Annotated in this window: 12 protein-coding genes; 2 read left to right on the forward strand and 10 right to left on the reverse strand. The window is 50.1% G+C overall.

Translation table 11 applies throughout. From position 1 onward, the window contains the following. Positions 1-32 precede the first annotated feature (32 nt). The 5 genes from hutH to hutI form a co-directional block, all read right to left on the reverse strand. A complete protein-coding gene (gene hutH, locus I6L54_RS18015; RefSeq protein ID WP_005123760.1) occupies positions 33-1,553 on the reverse strand; it encodes a histidine ammonia-lyase in 1,521 nt (506 codons plus the stop codon). A gap of 1 nt (position 1,554) precedes the next feature. Continuing rightward, positions 1,555-3,240, reverse strand: coding sequence for a urocanate hydratase (gene hutU, locus I6L54_RS18020; protein WP_137378390.1), 1,686 nt, complete (start codon positions 3,238-3,240; stop codon positions 1,555-1,557). 223 nt (positions 3,241-3,463) lie between these two features. Then, a complete protein-coding gene (locus I6L54_RS18025; protein ID WP_005123762.1) occupies positions 3,464-4,183 on the reverse strand; it encodes a histidine utilization repressor in 720 nt (239 codons plus the stop codon). Between the two features lie 64 nt (positions 4,184-4,247). Continuing rightward, positions 4,248-5,189 (reverse strand): formimidoylglutamase, encoded by a 942-nt coding sequence (gene hutG / locus I6L54_RS18030; protein ID WP_040231277.1) that lies wholly within the window; start codon positions 5,187-5,189, stop codon positions 4,248-4,250. After that, on the reverse strand, positions 5,186-6,409 hold the full coding sequence (gene hutI / locus I6L54_RS18035) for an imidazolonepropionase (RefSeq protein WP_040231279.1): 1,224 nt from the start codon (positions 6,407-6,409) through the stop codon (positions 5,186-5,188). Before hutI ends, hutG begins: the two co-directional genes overlap by 4 nt. Before the next feature lie 224 nt (positions 6,410-6,633). Here hutI and I6L54_RS18040 point away from each other — a divergent pair, with 224 nt between their 5' ends. After that, on the forward strand, positions 6,634-7,917 hold the full coding sequence (locus I6L54_RS18040; RefSeq protein WP_005123771.1) for a putative acyl-CoA thioester hydrolase: 1,284 nt from the start codon (positions 6,634-6,636) through the stop codon (positions 7,915-7,917). Between the two features lie 47 nt (positions 7,918-7,964). Here I6L54_RS18040 and I6L54_RS24395 read toward each other — a convergent pair whose 3' ends face one another. Both I6L54_RS24395 and pgl read right to left on the reverse strand, forming a co-directional pair. Further along, on the reverse strand, positions 7,965-14,033 hold the full coding sequence (locus tag I6L54_RS24395) for an OTU domain-containing protein (RefSeq protein ID WP_246600987.1): 6,069 nt from the start codon (positions 14,031-14,033) through the stop codon (positions 7,965-7,967). A gap of 317 nt (positions 14,034-14,350) precedes the next feature. After that, positions 14,351-15,346, reverse strand: coding sequence for a 6-phosphogluconolactonase (gene pgl, locus I6L54_RS18050; RefSeq protein WP_040232491.1), 996 nt, complete (start codon positions 15,344-15,346; stop codon positions 14,351-14,353). A gap of 165 nt (positions 15,347-15,511) precedes the next feature. Here pgl and I6L54_RS18055 point away from each other — a divergent pair, with 165 nt between their 5' ends. Beyond that, on the forward strand, positions 15,512-16,330 hold the full coding sequence (locus I6L54_RS18055; protein WP_040232492.1) for a pyridoxal phosphatase: 819 nt from the start codon (positions 15,512-15,514) through the stop codon (positions 16,328-16,330). On the opposite strand, the gene modC is transcribed toward I6L54_RS18055, so the two are convergent. Genes modC through modA form a run of 3 tightly spaced genes read right to left on the reverse strand, consistent with a single transcriptional unit; the run spans position 16,331 to position 18,854 of the window. Beyond that, positions 16,331-17,389, reverse strand: a complete 1,059-nt coding sequence (modC, locus tag I6L54_RS18060; RefSeq protein ID WP_040232493.1) for a molybdenum ABC transporter ATP-binding protein ModC — start codon at positions 17,387-17,389, stop codon at positions 16,331-16,333. Positions 17,390-17,391: 2 nt separating this feature from the next. Then, positions 17,392-18,081, reverse strand: a complete 690-nt coding sequence (modB, locus tag I6L54_RS18065; RefSeq protein WP_005125418.1) for a molybdate ABC transporter permease subunit — start codon at positions 18,079-18,081, stop codon at positions 17,392-17,394. Next, positions 18,081-18,854, reverse strand: a complete 774-nt coding sequence (modA, locus tag I6L54_RS18070; RefSeq protein ID WP_005125419.1) for a molybdate ABC transporter substrate-binding protein — start codon at positions 18,852-18,854, stop codon at positions 18,081-18,083. The genes modB and modA overlap by 1 nt, the downstream gene beginning before the upstream one ends. Positions 18,855-19,042 lie beyond the last annotated feature (188 nt).

The following is a 19,042-nucleotide window of genomic DNA, read 5'->3' on the forward strand; positions in this document are numbered from 1 at the left end:
GGCCGGATAAGCGTCAGCGCCATCCGGCATTTTTACAGAAACTCCGGAACTAAATGCAGCAGCGCGCCCTGCGCTAACAGTTCGGTCGCGCACTCGATATCCGGGGCGAAAAAGCGATCCTGCGTATAGTGGGCAACCTGCTCACGTAGCGTCTGACGCGCCTGCTCCAGCAGCGGGCTTGAGGTTAACCCTTCACGCAGGTCAATTCCCTGACACGCCGCCAGCCACTCCACGGCAATCACGCCGCGCGTATTCGCCGCCATCTCCCACAGTCTGCGTCCCGCCGCGGGCGCCATCGACACATGATCTTCCTGGTTGGCGGAGGTTGGCAGGCTGTCTACGCTGTGCGGATGCGCGAGGGCTTTATTCTCGCTCGCCAGCGCAGCGGCGGTCACCTGGGCAATCATAAAACCGGAGTTAACCCCGCCATTTTTCACCAGGAACGGCGGCAACTGCGACATATGTTTGTCCATCATCAGCGCAATACGTCGTTCTGATAACGAGCCGATTTCCGCGATCGCCAGCGCCAGATTATCTGCCGCCATCGCCACCGGTTCAGCATGGAAGTTACCACCAGAAATCACATCACCTTCTTCGGCAAACACCAGCGGGTTGTCGGAAACCGCGTTGGCTTCCACCAGCAGAACATCCATTGCCTGGCGCATTTGCGTCAGACACGCCCCCATCACCTGCGGCTGACAGCGCAGAGAATAGGGATCCTGCACTTTTTCACAGTTATGATGCGACTGTGAAAGTGCGCTGGAATCAGTCAACACATGGCGATACAACGTCGCGGCATCAATTTGTCCACGCTGTCCTCGCGCCGCATGAATACGGGCATCAAACGGACGACGCGAGCCTAAAACCGCTTCGGTGGTCAGCGCCCCGCACACCGTCGCGGAAGCAAACAGCTCCTGCGCCTCAATCAACCCACGTAATGCAAAGGCGGTGGAAGCCTGGGTGCCGTTCAGCAGTGCCAGCCCTTCTTTCGCCTCCAGAGTAATCGGCTCCAGTCCGGCCTTCTTCAGCGCGTCTGTCGCCGGGAGCCATTCTCCCTGCCAGCGCGCCTTGCCTTCTCCCAACAGCGTCAGGGACATATGCGCCAGCGGAGCCAGATCGCCCGATGCGCCCACCGAGCCTTTCGCCGGGATCAGCGGATACACTTCGGCATTCACCAGCGCAATCAGCGCTTCAATGACACTCAGGCGAATACCGGAAAAACCACGCGCCAGGCTGTTAATTTTCAGCACCATAATCAGGCGAACCATGTCGTCATCGAGCGCCTCGCCGACGCCTGCCGCATGGGAAAGCACCAACGAGCGCTGCAAATTCTGCAAGTCTTCCGTGGCGATACGGGTCTGGGCCAGCAAGCCAAACCCCGTATTAATGCCATATGCCGTGCGGCCTTCAGTGACAATATTATTGACGCAGGCGACGCTGGCGTTGATAGCATCAATCGCGGCGGCATCCAGACTCAATTTGACCGGCTGCTGCCAGATGTCGCGTAGTTGCGCAAAGCTCAGATGGCCGGGTGTTAATGTCATGGTGTTCATATCAGCGTTTCTCCTGCGTCGCAGCAATCATCGGCAAATTCAGCCCTTCTTCGACGGCGCATTCCACCGCAATGTCATACCCGGCGTCGGCGTGACGCATCACCCCGGTCGCCGGATCGTTGTGTAAAACCCTGGCAATACGCGCAGCGGCTTCATCGGTGCCATCACACACAATCACCATCCCGGCATGCTGGGAGAAGCCCATTCCTACCCCGCCACCGTGGTGCAGTGACACCCAGGTCGCGCCGCTGGCAGTGTTAAGCAGCGCATTCAACAGCGGCCAGTCGGATACGGCGTCAGAACCGTCGCGCATGGCCTCGGTTTCGCGGTTCGGGCTGGCAACAGAGCCTGAATCCAGATGGTCACGGCCAATAACAATCGGCGCGGACACTTCACCGCTACGTACCATCTCGTTAAACGCCAGCCCCAGCTTTTGCCGCCATTCCAGCCCGACCCAGCAGATACGCGCCGGTAAACCCTGGAAATTAATCCGCTCACGCGCCATATCCAGCCAGTGGTGTAGATGTTTATCGTCAGCCACGATCTCTTTCACTTTGGCATCGGTTTTATAAATATCCTGCGGATCGCCGGAAAGCGCCACCCAGCGGAACGGGCCAATGCCGCGGCAGAACAACGGACGAATATAAGCAGGCACAAATCCTGGGAAATCAAAGGCGTTTTCCACCCCCATCTCTTTGGCCATCTGGCGAATATTATTACCGTAATCAAACGTCGGCACGCCCATTTTGCTAAACGCCAGCATCGCCTCGACGTGCGTTGCCATGGAGCGTTTCGCCGCCTGCACCGTGCCCTGCGGATCGGACACCGCTTTCGCCTGGTATTCTTCCCAACTCCAGCCGGACGGCAGATAGCCATGCAGCGGATCGTGGGCGCTGGTCTGGTCGGTGACCATATCCGGGCGCACGCCGCGCTTCACCAGTTCCGGCACAACGTCGGCGGCGTTCGCGCACAGCGCAATAGAGACCGCTTTACCCTCGCGGGTGTACTTATCAATACGCGCCAGCGCATCGTCAAGCGATGTCGCCTGCTCGTCCACGTAGCGGGTACGCAGACGGAAATCGATCCGGCTTTGCTGGCATTCAATATTCAGCGAACACGCACCCGCCAGCGTTGCAGCGAGCGGTTGCGCGCCGCCCATGCCGCCCAGCCCGGCGGTCAGAACCCAGCGTCCGCTCAGGTTACCCTGATAATGCTGACGCCCGGCCTCAACGAAGGTTTCATAAGTCCCCTGCACGATGCCCTGACTGCCGATGTAGATCCAGCTCCCGGCGGTCATCTGGCCGTACATCGCCAGCCCTTTGGCGTCCAGTTCATTAAAGTGTTCCCAGGTAGCCCAATGCGGCACCAGGTTGGAGTTGGCAATCAGCACGCGCGGCGCATTGTCATGGGTTTTGAACACGCCGACCGGTTTGCCGGACTGAACCAGCAGGGTTTCATCGGATTCAAGTTCGGTCAGCGCCTTGACGATGGCGTCATAGCACTCCCAGTCCCGCGCTGCACGGCCAATCCCGCCGTAAACCACCAGCTCATGCGGATTTTCCGCCACATCAGGATCCAGATTGTTCATTAACATGCGCAGCGGCGCTTCGGTCAGCCAGCTTTTGGCCGTTAAGGTAGTGCCGCGTGGGGCACGAATATCCTGCTGACGATACTTGCTATGAGACATGGTAGAGCACTCCTCGGACAGAATGTAGGCCGGATCAGGCGTTTACGCCGCCATCCGGCAAGTGCCTGATGGCGACGCTAACGCGTCTTATCAGGCCTACGTTGAATGGTTACGCACATCTGGAGTATATACTTGTCTATACAAGCTATCGCAAGGTCGATTTTAACAATTAAGATACATTTTTATTATATTGCGTCAGCAATCACGGTTTTCATCTCCTGTATCAGGACATAAACCGTCCTTGCAGGCGATAGCGGGAACCCGGGAAGAGCAAACGGGCATGAGAGACAATAGAAGACGCCGACCAGGTCTTACGGCGGATCAACAGGCAGGGATCGTGCTCTTTGATATGCAACAGCGCACACTCTTCCGCGCTGGCGCGTACCGCTTCGACAATATGTTCCCCTTCCGTCAAAGGGGCGATGAGTGACAGGTAAGCATGCGGCGTGGTCTGGCTGTAATCCTGCAACAGATACTCGGGCACAATTTCGGCATTCACACAGCGATCTTCAATCTGCACGGGTAGGGCGTTCTCGTAGTGCACCATGACAGAGTGAAAAATGGAGGTGCCTTCTTTGACGTTTAACTCCAAAGCCTGCTGCGCGTTTGCCTGAGTTCTTTCCAGGGTCAGCACCTCGCATCGGTGCTGATGCTGGCGCGCATTAATTTCATCCGCGATGCTGCGAATTTCGAACAGCGCGGATTGGCCTTTTGGCTCAGCGACAAACGTCCCCACCCCTTGCAAACGCACCAGTAATCCTTCATCCGTTAGCTCACGCAGCGCCCGGTTGATGGTCATGCGGCTAAAACCATACTGCGCCACCAGTTCCGCCTCAGATGGGATACGATCGTGAGGTTGCCAGATACCGCTGGAAATCTTCTCACTGATCTCCATTTTGACCTTTTCGTAAAAAGGAGCCGGAGCAGAACGGGATGGGTGCATGCGTTAGCCTTCCTTAAGCTGAGAATAAGAGTTGCCAAATGGCGGCGTAACGTTATCAGGCACGTCAGTGCCACCAGTGTGCGATTTGCCAGCCAAGCCGCGCCGCAACGCGCGCCGCGTTGCCATCATCGTCAAAACGGGGATTAAATTCAACCATATCCACCGCCTGGAGTTTACCGCTGCGACAAAGGGGTTCAATCAGCCCCAGCAATGTCGCCAGCGGGACACCCAACGCAGCAGGCGCGGATACGGCGGGCATTTCCCATACCGGCAAAACATCGAGATCGATAGTCAGATAGATAACGTCGACGCTTGATATGAACTGCGCCATCTGCGCCTGCGCATTATGACAGTGCAGATCCTCCACTACGGTCACACCGAGTCGCTGCGCTTCATCCCACAATGCCTGGGTGTTGGCCGCCCGGTTAACGCCAAAGCAGGCGTAACGAAATTCTCGCTGTTGCGCATCGCAGAGCTGCGCCAACTGGCGAAAAGGCGTACCAGAGGTCGCCTGGTCAGCATGGCGTAAATCCAGGTGAGCATCGAGGTTGACGATACCTACGGTTGAACGCGGGAACGCATCCAGTACGCCTGCACCGTGCGCGAAGGCGGTTTCGTGCCCCCCACCCAGCACGAAGGTACGCATTTCAGCCTGCTGGCAGCGTTGCACCGCATGGCGTAACGCCTGCTGCGCGCCTTCGAGATCGGGAGCCTGCGCCACAATATTACCCAGATCCACCAGCCGATCATGACCGTGGTGACTGGCTAAATTTGCAAGCGCTTTGCGTAGCGCATCGGGTGCTCCGGCGGCACCCGTGCGTCCCTGATTTCGCTTCACGCCTTCATCGCAGGCGAATCCCAGTAGCGCTATCTGCTCGCGATAGTTTTCAGGGCTAAACGCTGTACTGAGCGTGATGGTCTGAAACAGGCGCAGCGCAGTTGGCGATTCAGCGCGGTCATCGCGACCTTGCCAGAGCGCAGAAGAAGCGGGTTGCCAGTTGGTCATGATGGTTGTCCTCGGAATACGCGCTGGTAGATCGGGTTACGACCGGGCTCATAGAGAATTTCGACCGGTAATTGTGCGTCCCACACCACAAAGTCGGCCACAAATCCGGCTTTCAGTTGACCGTGAGTGGCATGACGCCCCAGCGCACGGGCAGCATGACGCGTTACCCCTGCCCATGCCTCTTCCGGCGTTAAGCCAAACTGAACGCAGACCATATTCATCGCCCAGTGCAGGCTGATAAACGGACTGGTGCCGGGGTTGAAATCCGTCGCCACTGCCATCGGGACCTGATATTGACGCAGCAGCTCTACCGGGGGGCGCTGCTGCTCTTTGAGGAAATAAAACGCGCCGGGCAGCAGCACGCCGACCGTACCGCTTTGACTCATCGCCGCCACGCCCTCTTCATCGAGGTATTCAATATGGTCGGCGGATAATCCGTGATAGCGGCTTACCAACTGCGCCCCCCCCAGCAGCGACAACTGTTCAACGTGACCCTTAACCGGAATGCCCAACGTCTGGGCGGCCTTAAATACCCGTTCGCTCTGCGCGAGGTTAAATCCGACGCTTTCACAGAACAGATCGACGGTCTCGAACAGACCCTGTTCCCACAGCTGCGGCAAAATGGTCTCGCACACCAGCGTAATATAGCCGTCAGGATCATCCCTGAATTCCGCTGGAGTCGCGTGCGCAGCCAACAGCGTCGGACTTATTTCTACGATATTCTCCGCAGCCAGTGCCGCCGCCACGCGTAGAATCTTCTCTTCTGTCTGCAAATCCAGGCCGTAGCCCGATTTGATTTCCAGCAACGTAACGCCTTCTTTGATCAACCGTTCCATTCGCCCCTGTGCGAGCTGTAAGAGCTGCTCATCGGAGGCGCTGCGCGTCGCCGACACGGTGGCATTGATCCCTCCCCCCTGAGCACTGATCTGTTGGTATGAAACACCGTTTAACCGCTGTTCCCATTCACCTGCGCGATTGCCGCCAAACACCAGGTGCGTATGGCAGTCAATCAGACCCGGCGTAATCAATCGTCCTTGCATATCCAGGGTATTGTCATGCGTGAGGTATAACGATGACTCTGGGACGATATCGCGAATCTTACCCTGGCGGACGATCAGCGCATGACCATCCACCAGCCCATACGGGGTATCACGTTCAGGATCCATGGTCGCCAGGCGGACATTACGCCAGATAGCATCATCAGGGAAAAATTGCTGCATTCGACTCACCACTTGTCATAGGTTGTATAGACATTTATTTTGCATCCTGTGGATGTTGTCAACCTGAAGAACCAAAATTGTTATCTAATTGTGATATAAAGACTCTCTACACCCGAGATTGCTGCTATAAAAAACAACTTTTTACCTTTTCACCTTCCCGTTTCGCTCAACTTAGTATAAAAAAGCAGGCTTCAATGGATAACTTTCAAAGCCCGGAGCAACCTGTGAACATTTCATCAGTTTCCCGTCTGGCGCTGGCTATGGCTTTTGGCGTGACGCTGACCGCCTGTAGCTCTACACCGCCCGATCAAATTCCTTCCGATCAGACCGCGCCAGGAACGTCTATGCGCCCGATTCTGTCGGCCAATGAAGCGAAAAATTTCGTCGCTGCGCACTATTTTTCCGCGCTGACGCCAAACTCTGCGCCGTGGAGCCCCTCTTCTATTACTTTGCCCGCGCAGCCTGACTTTGTCGTTGGCCCGGCAGGCACCCAGGGTGTGACGCATACCAGCATTCAGGCCGCGGTTGATGCGGCAATCATTAAACGTACCAACAAACGTCAGTACATCGCGATTATGCCAGGCGAGTATCAGGGCACGGTCTACATTCCGGCAGCAACGGGAAGCCTGACGCTGTACGGTATGGGCGAAAAACCGCTTGATGTGAAGATTGGCCAGGCTATTGACGGTGAAATGAGCACCGCGGACTGGCGTCGCACGGTAAACCCTGGCGGTAAATACATGCCGGGCAAACCTGCGTGGTACATGTTTGATAATTGCCAGAACAAACGCGGTACCAACATTGGCGTGCTGTGTTCTGCGGTCGTCTGGTCGCAAAACAACGGCCTGCAATTACAGAACCTGACCATCGAAAATAACCTCGGTGACAGCGTGGATGCGGGTAATCACCCGGCCGTTGCCCTGCGTACCGATGGCGATAAAGTGCAGATCAACAACGTCAATATTCTGGGTCGTCAGAACACCTTCTTCGTGACTAACAGCGGCGTACAAAACCGTCTGGAGAACGATCGTCAACCGCGTACGCTGGTGACTAACAGCTACATTGAAGGCGATGTGGATATTGTTTCTGGTCGCGGCGCAGTGGTGTTCGATAACACCGATTTCCGCGTAGTGAACTCCCGCACCCAGCAGGAAGCCTACGTGTTTGCACCGGCTACCCTGTCAAACATTTACTACGGTTTCCTCGCCACCAACAGCCGCTTTACTGCAGCAGGCGATGGCGTCGCGCAACTAGGCCGCTCGCTGGATGTCGATGCTAACACTAACGGTCAGGTGGTTATTCGCGACAGCGTGATTAACGAAGGCTTTAACATGGCGAAACCCTGGGCTGACAGCGTTATCGCAAAACGTCCGTTTGCCGGGAACACCGGTGCGGAAGATGACAAAGGTGAAATTCAGCGCAACCTGAACGACACCAACTTCAACCGCATGTGGGAATACAACAACCGCGGTATTGGTAGCAAAGTGGTTGCTGAGCCGAAGCAGTAATAGCAAAAAGGGATGGCTTACCGCCATCCCTGAACATGTCTATCAACTTAGACTGATTGCCCGGAAGAAAGGCTCTTGCGGGCGATGTCTCTTTTGCTGAGACTGTGTTTCAGAGTCTTGCTAACTGCAGGCTGTAGAGCGGCAGGTTCTGTTGTTTTAGTTATGAATTGTTTATATTCTTTCACAAGACTGAACAGTTCTTCAGAATGCGTTTTAAGTTCTTCATCTATCTCCGATTCAATTTCGGATTCATCATCAGGATTAAAGAATGCCGTAATAAACTTATTGAAATTGTCTTTCAGATATGCTTTTGTCATGGAATTGAGCGTGACACCATCCATTACAGACTCATGCTCCTTTGCAGTTGCATTTAACATCGCCGCCGCAGAATGAAAAAGACAGTTACCATCACGGGGTACCGGAACAGATAGGTTAAAGCCATTATAATGTCCGTTTTTTAAAACAACGTAAATATCCTTTTCAGTTTTCCACTTCGTCCCTATATCTAATTGTCTAGATACTGATGCCGAGTTAAAATTAACTCGATTTACAAGGTTATTACCAACTGAGTTAAGAACATTAAGACGAATGCCTTCACTTGCCAAATATGAGTAAAGAGCTAAAACAGCTATTTCGCCATCAATTTGCGAATGAAACTTCTTAAAATCAATTTTACTGAGAATTTTATTCCGCAATTCTTCTTGTTTAGTTAACGCAACTTCAGAATTAGAAACTCTGCCAGTTTGCGGCACTTCAGAATTAGAAATTCTGCCAGTTTGTGGCACTTCAGGATTAGAAATTTTGGCAGTTTGCGGCTCTTCAGGATTAGAAATTTTGACAGTTTGCGGCTCTTCAGGATTAGAAATTTTGACAGTTTGCGGCCATTTAGGTTCACTCGGCCATTCAGATAGCCCGCCTGGAAGATACGTATCCCCGAGAGGCTTTATTACACTCATGACATCTCCAGATTTTATAGTTGAAAAAATAGCCTTCATTTCTTTTATTTCTTTTATCTTTGTATCATTTTTCCCACCATTTGTTAGTGTTGGAGTTCTCATATTGAGAACTGTATTCAAATCGTAATTTTCGTTCAGGAGGTCGTCCAGTGGAATATGATCACGGGTAGAATAAGAAGCTAAATCTCCAGCTCTTTTTGTTGCGAGGCGCGCATAAGACTGATGTTTCAGCGGAGGGCTATTTTTTTCTTTAGGTAATGCTCGACTCACTGCCTCAAAAATACTTTCTTTTTCAGAATTCTTGGCCACTAGCTGGAATGAGCCATTGCCGTAATCCAGTATGGAAATCTTCTTATGGTCTTTATTACTTACTTTAATATCGTGAAACATTTTTTCTCGTTCTTTCTCCGAGTAACTTTCTGGGACTTCAATGATGTTTATTTCTTTTTTATATACAAATTTTACAAATTCAGTAAGTGCAGAAATCTCAAATTCAGCTTTCACATCCATTGATGAATTTTGCACAGTATTACGTATGAACGCCTTAAGCGTGCCCTTATCCTCAGTGGAGGGCTCCTGGCGTTTAATGTTGCCGGTATTCTGACTATTTTCCACTAGCTGTTCATTTTTTTGAATAGAAGTTTCATTGCTGTTGCTGACAGGCAAACGAGAGGACTCCTGTAGACGGCGGATTTCCCGGCTACTCATCGTTTTGCCAATTACATTATTTTCTTGCAATGATTGAGATGGCGTCTGGGTTTGCAGCGGTAACGCCTGCGCCACGTTTTCGTTTACTGATGACGACGCTGATTTAGCAGCTTCAGCTGCTAGTAGTAGATCATATTTCTCATCATCAAAGCAATAGTAACCTCCGTTATCTAACGGTTTTATAGTATATGGGTGACAATCGTTAAATACTGGATATCCAGACGGAAATGCTTTTCGTCCTGATGTCAGGAGCTTAGTTCTAAATTTCGATAACTCTATCTGTTCAAAAACAAAGTCCATAGACTCTTTATTGTCACTCCCGATAGTGATGGAACCATTGCCGTCGGTCATATACCGCATTGTGTCATTGCCATTCCTTACATTTTCAAATTTCTTTATCAAGTACTCAGAGGGGAGCAGCATCTCAGTTTCATTAGCGCGGCTAGATTTTTTAACTACACCTTTAACGTCTGTAATCTCCTCACCCGGATTATCAGCTCGTAAAAAAATAGAGTCTATTGGGATCTCAAGTGGAGTATCAAAAGTCAAAGAAAAAAAATCAACTTTGTTATCCTTACCATAACGACTTCTAATGTAGTTAAGACCCACTGTGGTATCATTCATTAGATGCAAAAGTGAATGCGGCATAGAACCTGGACGCATTAACATAACAAAAGTATCATACTTTCCAGCTGTTAATTTCAATCCTTTTTCTAAAAGAATTTTATCAAACAGGACATCACGTTCTTTTTTTATTTTTGCCATCTCTTCATTTTTTTTTAGATACTCACGTTTATAATATTCAGGCTTAGAAAGTTCAAAGGGCTCCAATTTTTTTATTTCGGTGGATTTCTCTTGTACCTTTTTTTCCCAACTTGATGCGAGTTTTATAATTCGCTGAATGTACTGTTTGCCGTACTTTTCTTCCAACTCAGCTATGGCATTTTTAGTATCAATGCTTAATCTAACACCAGATTGCTGAAAACAATTATTGAAATCACCAACAACACGCTTTATGAAAGCAGCATGATCTGCTTCCTTGTTTTTAACGGCAGTAAGAAAATGTTTTTTTTCTGATTTATTCATCGTCCTGATGATTTCATATTTTTTATCTTTAGGAACCAATTTCTTTACAGCGATAATATCCTCTTTACTATATCCATCTGGAAAAATCTCAGGTAAACCCAGTAAAATAGGCGATCTTTTATAACTACAACCTAGAATGGTATCAATTGTCCCCTCAACCCCTGGTATTTTAAGATTCCCCTTTCCCGATATTGGTTTATATTCTGTCGAATCTTCATCATACTTACCATTTGAATCATAAAAATATTTAATCTGCACAAGCAAATGCTTCTGCATCTGCAATTCCGTGACGACCATACCGTTTTCAGTAAACTCAATATTTTCAAATGAGACATTCATTTTTCTTAATATTGACTTTTGCTCTTTAATTTCTTCAAGCAACCGTTTTTTTTCTGCTCTATCAGAGGTTTTCCTGGCCTTTTCCTCAAGAGCATTTATATCTTTTAACTTATATTTATTATTATTAGATTTGATTGTAAACGCAGGAGAACTCCCCCCCACAGGAACAGTTGAATCAGTCGATACATTTGATGCAAGGGTTTCATTACCCCCAACAATCGGTTTATCCTGACTCACCGCAGCTTCATTTACCAGTTTCTCTTCGCTTGACGACATATCGATAAACTGCTCTTGCTCACTGGATTGATTCACTGCAGCTTCAGTTGCCAGTTCCTCTTCGCTTGACGACATATCGATAAACTGCTCTTGCTCACTGGATTGATTCACTGCAGCTTCAGTTGCCAGTTCCTCTTCGCTTGGCGACATATCGATAAACTGCTCTTGCTCACTGGATTGATTCACTGCAGCTTCAGTTGCCAGTTCCTCTTCGCTTGGCGACATATCGATAAACTGCTCTTGCTCACTGGATTGATTCACTGCAGCTTCGTTTACCAGTTCCTCTTCGCTTGGCGACATATCGATAAACTGCTCTTGCTCACTGGATTGATTCACTGCAGCTTCGTTTACCAGTTCCTCTTCGCTTGACAACATATCGATAAACGGGTCTGGCTCACTGGATTGACTCACTGCAGCTTCATTTACCAGTTCCTCTTCGCTTGACAACATATCGATAAACGGGTCTGGCTCACTGGATTGACTCACTGCAGCTTCAGTTGCCTGCGTATCAACAATATGCTCACTCGCTTCAGGCTGACTGGGTTGCCCTACTGTAGCGTTAGTTTTTGCATTTTGCGGTAAATCACTAGCCCATTTTAGAAACTCATTAATCCTTTTTGCCTGTTTCTCAGTTGCGCGACATTGTTCTTTATTCTGATGATCCGTTCCGTTTACAGATTTTAATTTTTCGTCATTAAGCGAGCGGATCTCTTCAAGCGCATGAGATGAAAATGTAAAATCGGCACCTTTTATATCGACCATTTTTTCTATTGAAGAAAGCAAATACTTCAACTGGCTTTCTCTGGTGATTGCCAGATGATGATATTTTCTGGCCAATTCCCTGTTGCCCGATGTATGCTCTTTACCTGAATACGAGGCATACTTATCCCATGCATGAGTGGATTCTTGCTGTAAAAACAGGACTTTATCTTTCAGAGATAATTGATTGTAATAGGACTTCACTACCGAAGAGGCTTTTGCAGCTTCCTTAACTGTCAAGGTCTCAATATGGTTGTCCAGCCATGCGATTTCATGCCTTGAAATTTCTCGCTTATGCTTGTCTTCAAGATTGTGAAGCCCAGATATCTTGCTATCTCTCAATTCCCTGAGCGCATCAATACCTTTCTGAGAAAACGCATTTTCTACATGTTTCTCTTGAAGGCAATCTGCAACCATACGCTCCACACTACCAGGTTCTGCTTTACTACCGGGTTCTGCTTCGATGATTTTTTTTAACTCCATTTTAAGTGAGGTAATTTCTTTACGATATGCTTTATTTTTTAACAATGCCAACTGTCTTTTTAGTTCACCAATCTCTTGTCCGTACTCTGCCGATTTGGCATCACGATCCGGAATGATATGATTCACTTGATAATCGGACTGTTCTTTTTCCTTTTGTTTCAGTTCGCGCTTGATTTGTTTAGGGGTTAGATCTCCCAACTTCTCCAGACTGGAAATAGCACCCCTGATATTATCCGCTCTCGAAGATACCGTTTTAACATCTTGTATTCCGCTAAAATTATTATCGTTCACCATGCGACTCAGAGCTGTTCGATAGCCAGAGTCAGCAGCGTAAACAGTATTAATATACTGATTGAATTTCTTACCATGATAAATCGTAGGAAGATATTTCTCCGCATCAGCTTTAGATATAAATTTAAGATGACCCTCTTTAACAAGATTCTCAATAACTGCACAACGCAGTTTATCTTTGTCTGTCCAGCCTTCCATGGATTTTGCAGGCCAGTCCGCACACAGTGCATCTATCCCTTTCGCGTAGTGTTTTTTAGCTATAGACCGCGTTGAACCTGCACTGCGTTTACTTTGTTGTAGCGCTTCCCAATTCTTTCCATTAGAGTTACGGAACATTAAATAGATATTTTTCTGCAAATGATACAATTTATCCTTTCCAAAAGACTCCTTGATATCAGCATCTATTCCTATATCTATAACCCTGGCAGGAACACCACTACCAAATTCATGAACAAGAGAATTTACATATTCTACACTGACTTTATTCTCTTGAAATAATTTTGATGTATCCAGAAGTGTGGGGAAGTGTGTCTCTAACGATTCTTTACCACATAATACGCCAGGAGGGAGTGCATTATTTTCGTTAAGAATGATTCCCTGGTCCTGGTCTTTTTCACGGATAAATAATTTTAACTTCACAACATCATTGGGTTTGTCAAAGGTGCTATATTCTGCTTCAGGTTCCTGCCAGGCAATTATATTATCCCATGGAATAATATTATCGCCATGTTTAACCCCGTCAATATTGATTGATTCCTTTCCTGTACTATCATCGATGGCACTATCAGCGATGAGTGTCATCCTTTCTTTTCTGTCCAACGTTCTGGCAAATGTAGTCCCCCCATCCTTCTCTACCAACAGATATTTAACCAGAGGGTTACCAACATGTTTAGCAGGCACATGTAAGTTAAGGGTCTTCTCGTCATCACCGCTGCCAGAAACAAGGGTCAGGGTTCCCATGACACTAACCTGCGCTTTTAGAGGCACGTTAACAGTGGCCGTAGTTTCACTATTAGGTCGACAATCAGAAATACGTTGAATGGTGTGAAATGTTGCAGCTCTGGAAAGTTTTTTGTCTGAAGAATTAGATACAGATTTAATGTTATCCCTAAAGTTGCCTACCGTTTTGTTTCTGCATAATTGCTTCGGAATTGAGTTTTGTACTTCAGGCGCAGTGCTCCATTGACTTCCGGTATTCAATACATCAATTGTACTCATATTATTACTCCAGAATATAATCCATTTAATTATCACTACTTTGAATGAATCACAGCATATATATGCAGCATTGATTCTTATCACTCTGTAAGATACAATATGTTTTGAATGGGAAATTTCAAAAAATGCTCCATTTTCCGGAAATTTTTTTACACAAAAATTCAGTGATGTTTAATGCAGAAAAAGGAAGAAACGTAAACCGTCAGCAGAAACGCGAGTACGGCTAACTGTAGAAGGGAATTAAACAGGCAGAAACAGCAAAAGTATTCGCAATCAATCTTACAGATAGCGACGCCCGTTGACGGGCGTCGCTGTTGTTAGTACGCGTTAATCACCACCCACATCGGACCCTGCCCTACCGCGTAACGGCCTTTCTCCATCAGCAGCCCTTGTTCGTCTGCAATCTCATACACCGCGATATGGTGCGATTTTTGCCCGGCGGCGATCAGGTATTTCCCACTGTGGTCGATATTAAAACCGCGCGGCTGGGTTTCGGTCGGCTGGAAGCCTTCTTTCGTCAGCACACTTCCGTCTTCTGAGACGCTGAATACCGTAATCAGGCTGGCGGTACGGTCACAGGCGTACAGATGACGACCATCTGGCGTAATATGGATATCTGCCGCCCAGCGGGTGTCGGAGAAATCAGCAGGCATCATATCCAGCGTCTGTACGCACTCAATCTTGCCGTACGGATCTTTCAGTTCCCAAACATCGACTGAACTGTTCAGCTCATTCACGCAGTAGGTATATTGCTGATTCGGATGGAACACCATATGACGCGGACCTGCACCTTCAACGGTGGTCACTTCCGCGGGTTCCTGGGCGACCAGATGACCATCATCGCTGACGGTGAACAGGCAGATACGATCCTGTTTCAACGCCGGAACCCACAGGGTACGGTTATCCGGTGAGATGTTGGCCGAGTGGCAGCCGTCCAGACCTTCAACCACGTCAACCAGCTCTACCGGCAGGCCATCATCCAGACGGGTAACGCTCACGCTGCCCGCGTTATAAGAGCCAACGAACACGAAACGCCCTTGATGATCGGTAGAAATATGGGTTGGGCTACCCGGCAGCGCAGACTCTGCCGCGAAGGTCAGCGCACCGTCATCAGGCGCAATACGATAAGCCAGTACGCGAAACTCCGGACGCACGCCAACATAGAGATAGCGCTTATCCGGGCTGACGACCATCGGCTGTACCTGACCCGGCACATCAACCACCTGCGTCAGCGTCAGAGAACCCTCGTGATTCAGGCTCCAGACGTGAATTTGCTGACTCTCAGGACTGGCGGTATAAACGGTTTGCTTCATGAATACTCCTTTGCTTTTTGGCAGGTGGCTGCAATTGCCTGACACACGCCTAAGGTAGACGCTTTTAACGGTGAATGCTTAATTAAGGCTCAGAATTTTGTCCGGCTCCCGTCTCGGTGTACCATTCCAGCAGACAAAATTCTCAACCTTCATCTGGAAAAAACTATGACCGCACGCGTGATTGCCCTGGATTTAGACGGTACCCTGTTGACCCCGAAAAAAACCTTGCTGCCATCCTCTCTCGAGGCGCTCGCGCGCGCCAGAGAAGCAGGCTACCAACTTATCATTGTCACAGGTCGCCATCACGTTGCCATCCATCCTTTTTATCAGGCACTGGCGCTGGATACACCTGCAATTTGCTGCAATGGCACCTACTTGTATGATTATCAGGCGAAAAAGGTGCTGGAATCCGATCCCCTTCCGGTTAACCAGGCGTTGCAGCTGATCGATATGCTGAATGAACATCAGATCCACGGACTGATGTATGTGGATGAGGCCATGCTGTATGAACGCCCGACCGGGCATGTGGTGCGTACCGCTAACTGGGCGCAAACTCTGCCGCCGGAACAGCGTCCTACTTTCACTCAGGTACCTTCGCTGGCGCAGGCGGCGCATGACGTCAACGCCGTGTGGAAATTTGCCCTGACCGATGAAGATATTCCGAAACTGCAGCAGTTTGGTAAGCATGTTGAACAGCAGCTGGGGCTGGAGTGTGAATGGTCGTGGCACGATCAGGTCGACATCGCCCGTAAAGGCAACAGTAAAGGACGACGCCTGACCCAGTGGATTGAAGCCCAGGGCGGGTCAATGAAAAACGTGATTGCCTTTGGCGATAACTTTAACGATATCAGCATGCTGGAAGCCGCAGGCACCGGCGTAGCGATGGGCAATGCGGACGACGCGGTCAAAGCCCGCGCCAATATCGTGATTGGTGATAACACCACCGACAGCATCGCGAAATTTATCTATTCCCACCTACTGTAATCAGGCAGTAATCGACACACTCTTAATTTGTGCGTACAGCCACAGGCCAGGTTTGATCCCAAGTTCATCCCTGGCCCATGGGCTAATTCTCGCCCACAGCGTTTTCCCGCCGACCTCAAGCTGAACTTCCACCTGACCGTTATCGTCATAGCACTGCGCGACTTTCGCCCGCAGCACGTTACGAATACTGGTCTGCTGCGGTGGTTGCAGCACCAGTGAAACATCTGATGCCTGAATACGAATACGCAGCGCGGTTTGCAGCGGTTGATCCAGCTTATTGACCCACAGATGCTGATCGCCAAGCGCCAGCGCGGTCATCGCGTAGTGTGGATGATGTTCCAGTACGCTGACTTTCAGAATGCTGCTTTGCTGTTCCTTCGGCAGCCAAGGGTGCATCACGCTGCTGCCCCAGACGTCCTCCAGCGAACCAAACGCTTTCACCTGCCCGTTTTCCAGCACCATCACTTTGTCCGCCAGGTGCAAAATCTCATCCAGCGAGTGACTGACATACAGCATCGGAATATTAATTTCACGCGCCAGGCGTTGCAGGTAAGGCAGCAGTTCGCGCTTACGCGGAATATCCAGCGAGGCGAGCGGCTCATCAAGCAACAACAGTTCCGGCGCGGTAAGCAGCGCCCGACCGATGGCGACACGCTGTTTTTCGCCGCCGGAAAGACCGCCGGGCAGACGGTCAAGCAGCGGTTCAATACCCAACAGCGCCACCAGCTTATCAAACTGTCCGGCCATGCTTTTCGCCATACCGTAACGCAGATTGCCGCGCACTTTATAATGCGGGAACAGACGCGCATCCTGAAAAACATAGCCCACCCGGCGTTTTTCAGGAGTTAAGCAGATACCGTTTTCAACGTCATTCAGTACCCGACCGTTGAGCACAATGCGCCCGGACTGTGGTTGGGTCAGACCACTGATAGCATTAATCAGCGACGTTTTGCCCGCGCCGGAAACACCAAAAATCGCGGTGATGCCGCTGGCGGGCAGCGTTTCGTTGAGCGTCAGACAGTGGGTTCCCAGCGTCTGGGAGAAATTAAGTTCCAGCATGATTATCGCCCCGTCCGCTCACGGCTAATGCGCGCCAGCCATTCAGAAATGAGCAGCGAAATCAGCGCCAGCACAATAGAAATAATGCATAACCTTGCCGCCGCGCTTTCGCCGCCAGGCGTCTGGATGAGGGTGTACATTGCCGAAGGAATGGTGCGCGTTTCGCCAGGGATATTAGAAACAAAAGTAATGGTTGCGCCGAATTCACCGAGTGAACGCGCAAACGCCAGCACCGTACCGACAATAATACCGGGCAGCATCAGCGGTAAGGTAATGGTCATGAATACGCGCCAGCGCCCGGCTCCCAGCGTGCGGGCCGCCTGCTCCAGCTTGACGTCAACGCCTTCCAGCGCCAGACGAATAGCCCTTACCATCAGAGGGAAGGACATCACCGCCGCGGCCAGCACCGCCCCACGCCAGCTAAAGGCAAAGGTGATGCCAAACCAGTCGTACAACCACTCGCCAATAAATCCGCGCCGCCCCATAGCCACCAGCAGCAGGTACCCCACCACCACCGGCGGCAGTACCAGCGGCAAGTGCAGTACGCTGTCGAGCAACGCTTTGCCCGGGAACTTACAGCGTACCAGTAGCCAGGCAAAGAAGATCCCAAACGGCAGGCTAAACAACACGGCCAGGGAAGAAACTTTCAGGCTCAGTAAGACGGCCTGCCATTCAGGATCGGTCAGTATCATTACTTGGTCGTAAATCCATAACGTTTGAAGATTTCAGAAGCCTGCGGTCCTTTCAGGTAATCATAGAACGCGCTGACCGTTGCGTTGGAGTGCCCATCAACAACCGCGATCGGGTATTCCACTTTTTTGTGCGAATCTTCCGGGAAGGTCGCCACAACTTTTACGCCTTTGCTGGCGACGGCATCAGAACCATAGACAATGCCCAGCGGGGCTTCGTTACGTTCAACCAGCGCCAATGCGCCACGAACATCTTCAGCCGGAGCCAGTTTCGGCGCCAGGGTATCCCATGCTCCCAGTTTTTGCAGCGCTTCTTTCGCGTAAATGCCCGCCGGAACATGCTCCGGATCGCCCACGGCCAGACGCCCGCCGTTCAACAGGCTGGTCCAGTTGGTTTTGCTGTCGATGGTGAAGTCTTTCTGTGCACTGGCTTTCGGCGCGACAACGACCAGGCTGTTACCGAGCAGCGTTTTGCGCGTTGCGGTATCGATAGACTTTTTGTCTACCGCGTAATCCATCCATTTCTGATCGGCTGAAATAAACAGATCGGCGGGTGCGCCTGCTTCAATCTGGCGCGCCAGCGTGGAAGAAGAAGCAAAAGAAGAGACGACATCAACGTTCTTCTCTTTTTTATATTCTGCGGCAATGTCCTGCATCGCGTTCGTTAACGACGCCGCTGCAAACACTGTGATTTTACCTTCATCCGCCAGTGCATGTCCGGCAACGGTAAGAGAAAGTGTTGCCCCTGCAAACAAGCGTAACCATGTACGTGCCATCTGTAACTCCTTTGCGTTTCGTTATGTAGGCGCAAATATAACGATTAAATCAGGATTTTCCCAGTGGTTATTACTACCAATTAGAGGTTACACAAAGAAAATATCGGCAGGGAAAGCAGGATCTTGAGGAACTAACGCAGTTGGATAATGAGCAATAAAAAACGCCCGGCTAAGCGGGCGTTCGGGGA

It is taken from the genome of Citrobacter pasteurii (assembly GCF_019047765.1).
In the GTDB taxonomy this organism is placed as follows: Bacteria; Pseudomonadota; Gammaproteobacteria; order Enterobacterales; family Enterobacteriaceae; genus Citrobacter; species Citrobacter pasteurii.